The following is a 12,099-nucleotide window of genomic DNA, read 5'->3' on the forward strand; positions in this document are numbered from 1 at the left end:
CATCACGAGCTCTCCGGGTCGTGATGGCCGCCGGGGATGCGGCCGATGATGTGGTCGTGGGTCCAGCGCTCGAGCCAGGTCGCGTCGAGGTCATCGCTGCGCACGCTCAGGCGCACCGCCGTGCCGATGTCCACCACGTGCGCCCACGACAGGCGGTGCCAGCGCGAGGCGGGGGGACGCCCGCCGAACACCCTGGTGCCGAGCACGGGACCCGTGAGCAGGGCGGCGACCACCACGGGGACGCTGCCGTCGATCGGCTCGTCCGGTGCGGACCTGCCGTCGACGGCCTCGAGCTCGAGGTCGTCCAGGGTGCACACCGGCATGCCGTCGACGTCGAGCACCTGACGGTCCAGGAGGTGCAGACGGGCGTCCAGCACCCGGCCCGGCTGCCGCGGTTCCGGCCCCCGGGGGACGTCACGGGAGCCCGTTCTCCTACGTCTCATCCGCCCGCCTCCGTCGCGATCATCAAGGGGATGGCGGCCAGGGCCGCCACGACGAGGATGACCAGGTACACCGTGCCCAGCAGGTTCATGACCCGCCCGTTGACGTGCTCGCCCATGTACTCGGGATCGTTCGCGACGACCAGGATGGGCAGATAGGTCAGGGGCAGCGCCACCGCGGAGAAGACCACGGAGTACTCGGTGACGGCGATCGGGTCGACGTTGGTCATCAGGACGCCGACCGCGACGACGAGCGCCAGGATCATCGCCAGGTGGAAGCGGGGCGCGTGCACCGGCCGCCGGAACTTGCCCCACGACCAGCCCAGGTACTGCGAGAGCGTGTATCCCGTGGACAGCGCGGTCTCCAGCGCGGCACCGAACGTCGCCGCCACCAGGCCGACGATCACCACCGCGACCAGCAGCGTCCCGCCGGCCTCCGCGATCGGCAGAGTGAGCTGGGACATCGAGTCGACCTGGATCCCGGCGGGCAGCAGCACGATGGCGGCGCACGCTGCGATCGAGATCGAGAGCAGGCCACCGAGCGGGAACCCGACCAGCACGTTGAGGCGGGACGTCGCGAGATCCTTCACCGTCCAGCGGTCCTCGACACCACCGGACGAGAAGAAGAAGACCTCGTAGGGCGTCATGGCCGCACCGAACAGCGCCACGGCGAAGTACCAGTACACGGCCGCGCTCTCCTGCACGGGCACCTGCGGGACCAGCTGGGCGGCGAGGTCACCCCAGTCCGGACCGAGCAGGAACACCGCCACCGCGAACCCCACCAGCGCCAGACCCAGCAGACCGGTGACGTTCTCCATGAGGTTGAACTTCACCCGCCACAGCACGAGCCACACCGCGAGCGCCGCGACGGGCACCCAGAGCCGGTGGTCCACGCTGCTCGCGAGCTGCAGCGCCAGCGCGATGCCCCCCACCTCCGCGATGAGGGTCAGCACCGTGACCGCGAGGCTCGCCGCCAGGTTCAGCCCCGCCGTCGTCGGGCCGAGGCGCTCGCGGATGATCTCGAACGTCGCCCGCCCGGACACCGCCGCGACCTTGCCGGACATGTGCGCGAACACGCAGATGCCGACCACACCGACCACGACCACCCACGCGAGGGACAGCCCGAACCGTGAGCCGACGACGGCGTTGGTGACCAGGTCCCCGGCGTCGAGGAAGCCGCCGATGGCGGTGAGGATGCCGAGGGCGACGGTCAGCAGGCGGCTCTTCATGGCGTCACCCGCCTGGCCAGCGCCTCGTCGACCGTCCCGCTGGCGTCGTCGAGCGTGCTGGAGGCGTCGTCGAGGGCTCGCAGCACGTCGTCGGCAGGGGACGGCGGCCGCCCCAGCCAGGTGCGGGCGGCGGCTACCGGGCCGACGGCGGCCGACGCGGCGTCGAGCGCGTCGTCCCGCACCCGGTCGGCGTCGCCGGTGGCGACCACCAGCGTGCCGATGCCGTGCACCGCCCCGGTGGCCGTCTCGACGGCGTCGCCGACGGCCACGTCGGCGGTCACCGCCGGCAGGCGGCCCGCGGCCCGCGCCCGCACGGCGAGCTCCGCCGACGCGACCGCGGAGCTCGAGTCGTCGAGGTGGTCGGAGACGCTGTCGAGGGCGCCCGCGTCGTCCGCCCGGGTGGCCGCCGGCGCGCATGCGGCGAGTCCGCAGGTCAGGGCCACCACCACGGTCAACACGACGGCCGGCCGGGACGGCTGGCGATTCGGGCGGCTGGTCACGCTCGAATGCTCGCGCGGTTCTCCGACTTTCGCACGCCGGGTGAATTCGTCCGGCATCGGCCGGCGGACCCGAGGGGCGAGCTGCCGCCACCCCTGCCTATCGTCGGGAGGAGACGCGGGAAGGAGCACACCATGCACATCGGGTACACCCTCATGACCGAGCAGAGCGGGCCGCGAGAGCTGCTGCGGTACGCCGTGGCGGCCGAGGAGGCCGGGTTCGACTTCGAGCTCTCCAGCGACCACTACAGCCCCTGGCTCACGGAGCAGGGACACGCGCCCAACGCCTGGGTGCTCCTGGGAGCGGTCGCACAGGCCACGAGCCGGGTCGAGCTGATGACGTTCGTGACCTGTCCGACGATGCGCTACCACCCGGCGGTGGTGGCTCAGCAGGCCGCGACGCTCCAGCTCCTCGCCGACGGCCGCTTCACCCTGGGTCTTGGCTCCGGCGAGAACCTCAACGAGCACGTGATCGGTGAGGGCTGGCCGAGCATCGACATGCGGCACGACATGCTCGAGGAGGCGATGCACATCATCCGCGAGCTCCTCACGGGCGAGCTCGTCACGTGGGAGGGCCAGCACTTCCGGGTCGACTCCGCGCGGCTCTGGGACGTGCCGGACGCCGGGGTCCAGGTCGGCGTCGCCCTCTCCGGCGACCAGGGCATCAAGCGGTTCGCCCCGCTCGCGGACCACCTCGTCCAGGCCATGCCCGACGGTGACGTGGTGCAGGGCTGGAACGACAAGCACCCCGGTGGGTCCCGGGTGTTCGGGCAGGTGCCGATCTGCTGGGACCCGGACGAGCAGAAGGCGGTCGAGCGGGCCCACTCCGAGTTCCGCTGGTTCGGCGGCGGATGGTCCGTGAACGCGGACCTGCCCACACCGGCGGGCTTCGCGGGCGCCACGCAGTTCGTGCGGCCGGAGGACGTCGCGTCGTCGATCGCCTGCGGGCCGGACCTCGACAAGCTCGCCGAGAGCGCACGCCCGTTCCTGGACGCCGGCTTCACCGATCTCGCGTTCGTCCAGATCGGCGACCACAACCAGGATCGGTTCCTCGCCGAGGCGGCCGGGCCGCTGCTGGAGCGCGTCCGGGCGCTCTAAGGCACTCGCTGCCGTCCAGGGGGTTGCTGCCGATCGCCTCGCGAACAGGTCCGCCCGGCGGTGCGGGCGCCGGTCAGTCCAGGAACGTCACCTCGACCAGCCGGCTCCGGCCCGCCCAGTCCTCCAGGTCCACCGGCTGGGCGAGATGGCCCGGGTTGGCGGGCTGATTCAGGTCGGCGACGATCTCGGACAGCACCGCGCGCCGCTCCTGCTCGTCGGTGACCGGCCGCGCCGTGGCACGCAGGTCCGCCCGCACACCGTGCTTGAGGTGGAAGGTGAAGGCCGGCTCGGCCACCAGGTTGACGTACCAGCTCGGCCGGTCGACCGTGCCGCTGCAGAGGTAGGTGCGTCCGGCCACGTGGTAGAAGAAGATCTCGATCCGGCGGGGCAGACCGGTGCGCCGGCCCGTCGTGGTGATGTCGATGATTCGCTGCCGGGTCGAGGCGGCCGGGGTGATCTCGATGGCCCGCCGTACGGCGTCGTCCAGCACTGCCTTGTTCTTGAATCGCTCCACGGGTCAACCCCTCGATAGTTGTGAGCCGCTTGACTCACCTCTTGATCAGAGTAGGCAGGGCGCAGAAGTGAGTCAAGCGACTCACCTCACAACCTGGGGCATGATGGGCCCATGGCGACCGGCAGCGGGACGTACCACCAGCAGCTCGCGGAGCAGAAGCGCGCGGCGATCATCGCCGCGGCCACCACCCTGTTCCTGGACAACGGCTACGCCGGCACGTCGCTGGCCCGGGTGGCCGAGGCCGCGGAGGTGTCCAAGGCCACGCTGTTCAAGCAGTTCCCCACCAAGGCTCGCCTGTTCGAGTCGATGGTCAAGGAGCACTGGAACCCCGACGACGACGATCGTCCCGAGCCGGCGTCCGGCGACCTCGGCCGAGGGCTGGCCGAGTACGGGCGCCGATACGCCGCCCTGATGTCCCGGCCTGAGATGGTGGGCCTGTACCGCATCGTCATCGCCGAGATGCCGCGCTTCCCGGGGCTTGCCGAGACCCACTTCGACGTCGGCAAGATGCCGTTCTTCGACTCGGTGCGCCGGTATCTCGCCGCCGAGCACGACGCCGGGGCCGCACGCGTCGAGGACCCGGTGGCCGCCACCACCCAGTTCCTGGGGATGATCTCGAACTTCACGTTCTGGCCCCGCCTGATCGTCGCCGGCTGGAACCCTACTGGCGCCGAGACGGCACGAGCCGTCGACGACGCCGTCGCCACGATGGTCGCGCGCTACGGCGCCCGGTAGAAGCCGGCCGCCTTGCGCAGCGACTCCCGCGCCCGGCGGCGGTCGCCCGCCGCGTCGTAGGCGAAAGCAAGGTGGTACCAGGCCCGCCAGTCCTCGGGCGCGGCCTCGACGGCCGCACGGCGCGGCTCGAAGGCCTCGTCCGCCGCCGATCGGTCGATGCGGCCGCCGGGTGAGCGCGGCAGGTCGTCCACGGGCAGGTCGCCCTCGGCGAACAGCGTGTCGGCCATGGTCTGCACCTTCGCCGCGAGCCGGTACTCGCGCACGATCAGCCCGATGACCAGCAGGGGTATGACAAGCACACCCAGCCCGATGCCGATCAGCACGGGCTCGCCGCTGCGGACCATCGCGATGCCTCGCCCCGCGATCTGCCAGACGTACAGTGCGAGGAGAGCGGTCACCGCGAGCGTGCCGGCCAGCCCCTTGGGCAGCCTCCGGCCCGACGCCGGACGCTCGGCGGAGCGGTCGCCCTGGCCGTCGGCCTGGGAACCACTCACGACAGGTCCAGCACGTGCTCGAGGCCGACGGTCAGCCCGGGACGGGACACCACGGACCGGATCGCGAGCAGCACGCCCGGCATGAACGAGGCCCGGTCGAACGAGTCCTGCCGGATGACGAGCTGTTCCCCCTCGTTGCCGAAGAGGATCTCCTCGTGCGCCACGAGGCCACGCAGTCGCACGGCGTGCACGCGCACCCCGTCGACGTCAGCGCCGCGTGCCTCCCAGCCCGACTCCGTCGCGTCGGGCGACGGCCCGAGGCCGGCCTCGGCACGGGCCGTGGCGATCGCCGCGGCCGTGTGCCGCGCGGTGCCCGACGGCGCGTCCACCTTGTTCGGGTGGTGCAGCTCGATGACCTCCGCGGACTCGAAGTAGCGCGCGGCCTTCGCGGCGAACGTCATCGCGAGCACCGCGGACAGGCCGAAGTTCGGGGCGATCAGCACGCCGAGGGATCCCGTGCCACCGGTCCCCCGGGGCGACAGCTCGGCGAGGTGGGCCGCCACCCGCGCCCGCGAGTCGTCGTCCCAGCCGGTGGTGCCGACCACGGCGTGCGCGCCGGCGTCGAGCACCGCGTGCACGTTGGCCTCGGTGGCGGCCGGGACGGTGAAGTCGACGGCGACGTCGGCCCCGGCGAGCGTCTCGCCGGAGACGGTGTCGCCGTGGTCCAGCCTGGCGACCAGCTCGAGGCCGTCCGCGGCCTCGACCGCCGCACACGTCTGGGTACCCATGCGTCCGGCCGCACCGAGCACCGCCACCTTGATGTCACTCACGATCTACCACCCTTGTTCTTCGTTGAGTGCTGGATATTTGTGGGTTCAAGCGACCTCATTCGACAAATACCCAGCACTCAACGGGAGGTTCAGTTGTCGAACGGGCCTACGCGGACGATCGAACGCGGGCGGGCGGCCAGGTCCTGCGCCAGCGCCTGGACGTCCGACACCGTGACCGCCTGGATGCGCTCGAGGGACTCGGCCAGCGACAGCAGGTCGCCGTACACGAGCTCGGCCTTTCCGAGTCGGCTCATTCGCGACCCGGAGTCCTCCAGCCCGAGCACCGTACCGCCGGAGAGCTGGCCCACGGACCGCTTGAGCTCGGACTCGGTGATCCCGTCGTTCGCCAGCTTCTCGAGCTCCTCGACGAGCAGGTCGGTGACCTGGTCCGCCTTGGCGGCCGCGCAGCCCGCGTACAGGCCGAAGGTGCCGAGCCCGCCGTGGGCGGAGGCGAACGAGTACGTCGAGTACGCCAGGCCCCGCTTCTCGCGGATCTCCTGGAACAGCCTGGACGACATGCCGCCGCCCAGCACCGCGTTCAGCACGGACAGCGCGAAGCGCCGGTCGTCCGTCGCCGCGATGCCCGTGGAGCCCACGATGATGTTCGCCTGCTCGACCTGCCGCGTGACGGTCAGCTCCGCACCCGCGTCCGGCACCCCGGTGCGGTCCTCGGTCGTGACCCGACGGTCGCACGGCGCGGTGGCGACGTCGAGGTCCCACCCGCCGTCGGACAACGCCTGGGTGACCTGTTGCACGAGCTTGTCGTGGTCGATCCCGCCCGCGGCCGTGACAACGAGGGTCTCCGGCCGGTAGTTCCAGCGGTAGTGGTCCCAGACGGCGTCCCGCGGGACGGCGTTGATCGTCTCGGGCGTGCCGCCGATGGGGCGGCCCAGCGCGTGGTCGCCCAGGACGACGGCGGAGAACTGCTCGTGCACGACGTCGGTGGGGTCGTCGTCGTTCATCGCGAGCTCTTCGAGGATGACGCCGCGCTCGGTCTCGAGCTCGTCGGTGTCCAGGCGCGCGGAGGTGACCATGTCGGAGATGACGTCGACCGCCATCGGCAGGTCGGAGTCCAGCACCCGCGCGTAGTAGCAGGTGTGCTCCTTGCCGGTGGCCGCGTTCGCCTCACCGCCGACGGCGTCGAACGCCTCGGCGATGTCCATGGCGGACCGCCGGGCGGTCCCCTTGAAGAGCAGGTGCTCCAGGAAGTGCGTCGAGCCGAAGTGGCCGTCGGTCTCGTCCCGCGAGCCGACGCCGATCCACGCACCCACCGTCGCCGAGCGCTGGCCCGGCATGTGCTCGGTGAGTACACGGACACCGCCGGGCAGGACGGAGCGACGAATGGTCGCTCCGTCCTGCCCGGCGGTCAGCTCGGCACCGGGCTCGCCCGTCGGGACGAGCGGCAGGTGCCACGCCATGTCAGGCGTCCGCGGATGCGGTGGCCTCGGTGGCCGGCTCGGCGGCGTCGGCCGGGGCCGACTCGTCCTCGTCGGTCACGGCGACCAGCGACAGCTTGCCGCGCGGGTCGATCTCGCCGATCTCGACCTGGACCTTCTGGCCGATCGACAGCACGTCGTCGACGTTCTCGACGCGCTTGCCACCCACGAGCTTGCGGATCTGGCTGATGTGCAGCAGACCGTCCTTGCCCGGGGACAGCGAGATGAAGGCGCCGAACGACGTCGTCTTGACGACCGTTCCGACGAACCGCTCGCCCACCTCGGGGACGTGCGGGTTGGCGATCGCGTTGATCGCCGCGCGGGCGGCCTCGGCCGACGGGCCGTCGGTGGCACCGATGTACACGGTGCCGTCGTCCTCGATGGAGATGTCCGCGCCCGTCTCCTCCTGGATCTGGTTGATCATCTTGCCCTTCGGGCCGATGACCTCGCCGATCTTGTCGACGGGGACCTTCACCGTGATGACGCGCGGGGCGTTCGGGGACATCTCGTCCGGCGTGTCGATCGCCTCGTCGAGCACCTCGAGGATGGTCAGGCGGGCGTCACGAGCCTGGCCGAGCGCCGCACCCAGCACCGAGGTGGGGATGCCGTCGAGCTTGGTGTCGAGCTGGATCGCCGTGACGAACTCCTTGGTACCGGCGACCTTGAAGTCCATGTCGCCGAACGCGTCCTCGGCGCCCAGGATGTCGGTCATCGCGGCGTAGCGGGTCTCGCCGTCCACGGTGTCGGACACGAGGCCCATCGCGATACCGGCGACGGCGGCACGCAGCGGCACACCGGCGTTCAGCAGCGACAGCGTGCTCGCGCACACCGAACCCATCGACGTCGAACCGTTGGAGCCGAGAGCCTCGGACACCTGGCGGATCGCGTACGGGAACTCCTCGCGGCTCGGCAGCACCGGCACCAGGGCACGCTCGGCGAGCGCACCGTGGCCGATCTCGCGGCGCTTGGGGCTGCCCACGCGGCCCGTCTCACCGGTCGAGTACGGCGGGAAGTTGTAGTTGTGCATGTAGCGCTTGCGCGTCTCCGGACCGAGCGAGTCGATCTGCTGCTCCATGCGGAGCATGTTCAGCGTGGTGACACCCAGGATCTGGGTCTCGCCGCGCTCGAAGATCGCCGAGCCGTGCACGCGCGGCAGCACCTCGACCTCGGCCGAGAGGGTGCGGATGTCCGCGAGGCCACGGCCGTCGATGCGGACGCCCTCGGTGAGGACACGCTGACGCACGAGGTGCTTCTGCAGCGAGCGGTACGCCGCCGACAGCTCCTTCTCGCGCCCGTCGAAGCCCGCCTGCAGGTCGCCCAGCATGCGGTCCTTGATCTCGTCGAGACGGTTCTCGCGCTCCTGCTTGTCCGCGACGGCCAGGGCCTCGCGCAGCGGCTCGGTCACCGAGGCCTCGACAGCGGCGTACGCGTCGTCCTGGTAGTCCGGGAACAGCGGGAAGGTCTTGGTCTCCTTGGCGGACTGCGCGGCGAGCGCAGCCTGCGCGTCGCACAGGGCCTTGATGAACGGCTTGGCCGCCTCGATGCCCTCGGCGACGACCGTCTCGGTCGGTGCCGCGACGCCCTCGTTCTTGATGAGGTTCCACGCATTGTCGGTGGCCTCGGCCTCGATCATGGCGACCGCCACGTCGTCACCGACGACACGGCCGGCCACGACCATGTCGAAGACCGCGCGCTCCTTGTCGGAGTACTTGGGGAACGCGACCCACTGGCCGTCGACCAGCGCGATGCGGACCGCACCGACCGGGCCGTCGAACGGCAGACCGGAGATCTGGGTCGACGCCGACGCGGCGTTGATGGCCAGGGTGTCGTACGCGTCGTCCGGGTGCAGCGCCATGACGGTGATGACGACCTGGACCTCGTTGCGCAGGCCCTTGACGAACAGGGGGCGCAGCGGGCGGTCGGTCAGGCGGCAGGTCAGGATCGCCTCGGTCGACGGACGACCCTCGCGGCGGAAGAACGAGCCGGGGATACGGCCGGCGGCGTACATCCGCTCCTCGACGTCCACCGTCAGGGGGAAGAAGTCGAACTGCTCCTTCGGGTGCTTGCCGGCAGCGGTGGTCGACAGCAGCATGGTCTCACCGTCGAGGTAGGCGGCGACTGCGCCGGCGGCCTGCTTGGCGAGCCGTCCGGTCTCGAACCGGACGGTACGGGTGCCGAAGCGACCGTTGTCGATAACGGCCTCGGCGAACTGGATCTCGGGACCCTCCACGGGTGCCCTCCTTCTGTTGGTGTTCTCTTGGAACGCCCCCGTGCCCGACGGTCATCGATCGAGGCCTACCGAACCACCGCTCGCCAGGGGCGAGGGATTCGGGAAGCCACTACCGAGGACCGGACGAGGTCACGGGCGGCGCTTGTCGTACTACAGCATCTCACCAGACCAGCCCGGCCCCCGCAGCGGGGGCCGGGCTGGTGGGCGTCATGTCAGCGGCGCAGGCCGAGCTTGTCGACGAGGGCGCGGTAGCGCTCGATGTCGATCCCCTTGAGGTAACCCTGGAGACGACGGCGCTGGCCCACGAGGAGCAGCAGACCACGACGGCTGTGGTGGTCGTGCTTGTGCTCCTTGAGGTGCTCGGTGAGGTCCTTGATGCGCTGCGTGAGGAGCGCGATCTGCACCTCCGGCGAGCCCGAGTCGCCCGGCTTGGTTCCGTACTCGGAAATGATCTGCTGCTTCGTGGCAGTGTCGAGCGGCATGGCTCTCCTTCAGTGTCGTTGCGCGGTGCTCCGGGACTTGTTCACCGGGGCGCTCTCGATCCGCGGCCGTTCAGACGGCAGTACAACATTACCAGTGCCAGGCCTCTCTGCCCGACGGCGAAGGCCGGTCCACGTATGACCCTGGTCTCCGATCGCGACCATGTCCCGCTCTCGACCTGACGCCCAGAACCTGGGTGGTCGGCACAAATCGCCGACCACGCCGTCGGCACACGGCACCGACGCGGGAGCTACGCCCCGTCGTGGCCCGCGTAGCCCGTGCCCGCGCGCCGGAAGACCGGAGCCCCGGCCTCGTCCTGCCCCACCGGGAGGACGCCGGCGAACGCCAGCAGGTCCGGGAGCGTCGTGATGAGACGCCGGTCGTCGAACCGCACGCCGTGGGCGGGCGTCCAGTCCCGGCCGGGGCGGCGCAGGTACGACTCGTCGTCCAGGCGCAGCAGGTAGACGAACGTCTCCACGAGGATGCGGCTGCCGACCTCGCCGAGGAAGTTGCCGTTGCCCTGGACCTCGGCCTCCTTGAGCACGTAGTACCAGAGCGGCGTGCCGTCGAGGTCGTCGAGCGCCGCCACCAGCTCGGGCGACGCGTTCTGCCGCAGCTGTCCGGGCGTGAGCGGACGCACCCCGAGCTCGGCGGCGACCGCCTCGCCGGTCGGGATCGCCAGCATGTAGCCGCGCAGCAGGTTGCGCTGGGCGAGGTGCTTGAGCAGCGCCCGCACCGCTCCCGAGGCCGCACCGCCCTCGTTCAGGAGGTCGCCCAGGCCGTCGGCGAGGAACGGGTCGATCTTGCGGGCCATGCGGAACGCCGCGGGGTCGCCCTTGTCGGTCAGCCGGGACCAGTCGACCGGCCAGTTCGACGGCAGTGCCGGAAACGGGTTCGCGAGGTCGGGCGACAGCCCGCCGGCGCCCGTGAACTGGAACAGCTGGTTCAACGAGGCCACCCCGCCGGGGCCGTTCCGCGTGAAGTTCACGTTGAAGTCGTAGGCACCGCGCACCATCGAGTGGCCGAACCGGAAGGCCGCCACCGCGAACTCCAGCGGCATCGCCACGCGGCGCGCGGGCCGGAACAGCGACGGGCCGGTCGCGAGGACCGCGTCCACCACGCCGGGCTTGGTCAGGGTGCGCAGGTAGTCGTGCACCACGAGCCACTGGTAGTGGTACCGGACGAGCTGCTGTGCCCGGCCGAACAGTTCCCGCTGCGTGGTCGCCGACCACGGCTCGTTCCGGGCCACCCAGTCGACGGTCGCGTTGTGGAACCGGATCATCGCCACGTGGAACTGTGCCAGGACCAGGTTCTCGTCGTTACGTCCGTCCGGGATCAGCGGCATGCGCTCGCTGCCCGGCTCGGTGCTGCGCGGCAGGTCGCGCTGCGGGTCGTCGCCGGGCGCCACGAGCTCGAACCCGGGTATGGCGTCGGTGGAGACCCTGCCCAGCCGCAGCTTGGCGGAGCCCGGCACGTACGCCGCCTCGCTCCGGGTGGAGCCGAAGTCCGGCTCGCCCTCGAACCGAGGGCCTGAGCCGTACAGGCTGTCGAGGTCGAGGAGCGGGATACGCCCGTTGTGCAGGCTGCGCACGACGACGTCCGGCGGGAACGTGCGGAACGGGTCGCTGACGACGTCCCCCAGCGCCCGGTCACCTCCCGGGCCGGAGCCGTCGTCGGGGCCGTTCGTGTTGAGCGTGATGTCGTGGTCGATGAACTGACCCCAGTACGTGTAGACGGACGGGATCGTCGAGTCGCGCGGGACGGGCACGGCCGCGGGCTCGATCATGGCGGTGCCGAGCCGCAGCAGGGCGGCCCGGGTGTCCTCCAGGTGCTCACCCGCCGGCAGGTGGGCCTGCGGGTAGCGCGCGGCCGGCCCACGGAACAGGTAGGCGAACGACGTCGTCGCGTCGAACCGGTGCTCGCGCAGGTCGCGCCGCACCGCCGCCTCGGTGCGCGGCAGGAGCGTCGCGGTGCTCTGCTGCGGGTCGGCGGCGTCGGCGCCGTCGGACGGGACGAACACACCGCCGTGCCCGATCCGCCATACCGTGCGGCCGGCCGGTGTCTGCGCCAGGTCGACCGCCTCGTGGGGCGAGTGGTTCGCGTCGCCCTGGGGTGGCGCCTGCGTGATCTGGACCATCGTCTCTCCTTCGCTGGGGGTGAAGGCCTTCCTCCAGTG

12 protein-coding genes are annotated in these 12,099 nt (G+C 71.1%); 2 read left to right on the plus strand and 10 right to left on the minus strand.

Translation table 11 applies throughout. The annotated features are described in order from the left end of the window. Positions 1-2 precede the first annotated feature (2 nt). The 3 genes from LUU90_RS13100 to LUU90_RS13110 are packed head-to-tail and all read right to left on the minus strand — an operon-like array spanning position 3 to position 2,169. Complete coding sequence (locus LUU90_RS13100; protein WP_275003872.1) at positions 3-443, minus strand: hypothetical protein; 441 nt, start codon at positions 441-443, stop codon at positions 3-5. Further along, the gene (locus LUU90_RS13105; RefSeq protein ID WP_275003873.1) at positions 440-1,669 is read right to left on the minus strand and encodes an Nramp family divalent metal transporter; all 1,230 of its coding nucleotides are present in this window, start codon (positions 1,667-1,669) and stop codon (positions 440-442) included. The genes LUU90_RS13100 and LUU90_RS13105 overlap by 4 nt, the downstream gene beginning before the upstream one ends. Further along, entirely contained in the window at positions 1,666-2,169 is a 504-nt protein-coding gene (locus LUU90_RS13110) for a hypothetical protein (RefSeq protein ID WP_275003874.1), read from the minus strand. The genes LUU90_RS13105 and LUU90_RS13110 overlap by 4 nt, the downstream gene beginning before the upstream one ends. Positions 2,170-2,301: 132 nt before the next feature. On the opposite strand from LUU90_RS13110, the gene LUU90_RS13115 reads away from it, so the two are divergent. Further along, complete coding sequence (locus LUU90_RS13115) at positions 2,302-3,264, plus strand: TIGR03557 family F420-dependent LLM class oxidoreductase (RefSeq protein ID WP_275003875.1); 963 nt, start codon at positions 2,302-2,304, stop codon at positions 3,262-3,264. Positions 3,265-3,337: 73 nt separating this feature from the next. Here the strand turns inward: LUU90_RS13115 and LUU90_RS13120 are convergent, their stop codons facing one another. Further along, positions 3,338-3,778 carry a nitroreductase/quinone reductase family protein gene (locus tag LUU90_RS13120; protein WP_275003876.1) on the minus strand — a complete coding sequence of 147 codons (441 nt, stop codon included), beginning with the start codon at positions 3,776-3,778 and terminating at the stop codon, positions 3,338-3,340. 111 nt (positions 3,779-3,889) lie between these two features. Here LUU90_RS13120 and LUU90_RS13125 point away from each other — a divergent pair, with 111 nt between their 5' ends. Beyond that, the gene (locus LUU90_RS13125; RefSeq protein WP_275003877.1) at positions 3,890-4,513 is read left to right on the plus strand and encodes a TetR/AcrR family transcriptional regulator; all 624 of its coding nucleotides are present in this window, start codon (positions 3,890-3,892) and stop codon (positions 4,511-4,513) included. On the opposite strand, the gene LUU90_RS13130 is transcribed toward LUU90_RS13125, so the two are convergent. The 6 genes from LUU90_RS13130 to LUU90_RS13155 all read right to left on the minus strand — a co-directional run bounded on the left by LUU90_RS13130 (position 4,498) and on the right by LUU90_RS13155 (position 12,060). Continuing rightward, the gene (locus tag LUU90_RS13130; RefSeq protein WP_275003878.1) at positions 4,498-5,007 is read right to left on the minus strand and encodes a hypothetical protein; all 510 of its coding nucleotides are present in this window, start codon (positions 5,005-5,007) and stop codon (positions 4,498-4,500) included. The two genes, LUU90_RS13125 and LUU90_RS13130, sit on opposite strands and share 16 nt — an antisense overlap. Next, positions 5,004-5,777, minus strand: a complete 774-nt coding sequence (gene dapB / locus LUU90_RS13135; RefSeq protein ID WP_275003879.1) for a 4-hydroxy-tetrahydrodipicolinate reductase — start codon at positions 5,775-5,777, stop codon at positions 5,004-5,006. The genes LUU90_RS13130 and dapB overlap by 4 nt, the downstream gene beginning before the upstream one ends. An 89-nt stretch (positions 5,778-5,866) precedes the next feature. Then, the gene (locus LUU90_RS13140; protein ID WP_275003880.1) at positions 5,867-7,195 is read right to left on the minus strand and encodes a M16 family metallopeptidase; all 1,329 of its coding nucleotides are present in this window, start codon (positions 7,193-7,195) and stop codon (positions 5,867-5,869) included. Between the two features lies 1 nt (position 7,196). Beyond that, on the minus strand, positions 7,197-9,443 hold the full coding sequence (locus LUU90_RS13145) for a polyribonucleotide nucleotidyltransferase (RefSeq protein ID WP_275003881.1): 2,247 nt from the start codon (positions 9,441-9,443) through the stop codon (positions 7,197-7,199). Positions 9,444-9,655: 212 nt separating this feature from the next. Beyond that, on the minus strand, positions 9,656-9,925 hold the full coding sequence (gene rpsO / locus LUU90_RS13150; RefSeq protein WP_020016810.1) for a 30S ribosomal protein S15: 270 nt from the start codon (positions 9,923-9,925) through the stop codon (positions 9,656-9,658). Positions 9,926-10,173: 248 nt separating this feature from the next. Next, on the minus strand, positions 10,174-12,060 hold the full coding sequence (locus LUU90_RS13155) for a peroxidase family protein (RefSeq protein ID WP_275003882.1): 1,887 nt from the start codon (positions 12,058-12,060) through the stop codon (positions 10,174-10,176). Positions 12,061-12,099: the final 39 nt, after the last annotated feature.

Origin of the sequence: Promicromonospora iranensis, assembly GCF_028994775.1 — a bacterium.
GTDB lineage: Bacteria > Actinomycetota > Actinomycetes > Actinomycetales > Cellulomonadaceae > Promicromonospora > Promicromonospora iranensis_A.

What these genes read in the sequence shown, in the direction of transcription:
- LUU90_RS13100 (WP_275003872.1), bottom strand. Translation starts at nt 443, where the DNA reads ATGAGACGTAGGAGAACGGGCTCCCGTGACGTCCCCCGGGGGCCGGAA.
- LUU90_RS13105 (WP_275003873.1), bottom strand. Translation starts at nt 1,669, where the DNA reads ATGAAGAGCCGCCTGCTGACCGTCGCCCTCGGCATCCTCACCGCCATC.
- LUU90_RS13115 (WP_275003875.1), top strand. Translation starts at nt 2,302, where the DNA reads ATGCACATCGGGTACACCCTCATGACCGAGCAGAGCGGGCCGCGAGAG.
- LUU90_RS13125 (WP_275003877.1), top strand. Translation starts at nt 3,890, where the DNA reads ATGGCGACCGGCAGCGGGACGTACCACCAGCAGCTCGCGGAGCAGAAG.
- LUU90_RS13140 (WP_275003880.1), bottom strand. Translation starts at nt 7,195, where the DNA reads ATGGCGTGGCACCTGCCGCTCGTCCCGACGGGCGAGCCCGGTGCCGAG.
- rpsO (WP_020016810.1), bottom strand. Translation starts at nt 9,925, where the DNA reads ATGCCGCTCGACACTGCCACGAAGCAGCAGATCATTTCCGAGTACGGA.
- LUU90_RS13155 (WP_275003882.1), bottom strand. Translation starts at nt 12,060, where the DNA reads ATGGTCCAGATCACGCAGGCGCCACCCCAGGGCGACGCGAACCACTCG.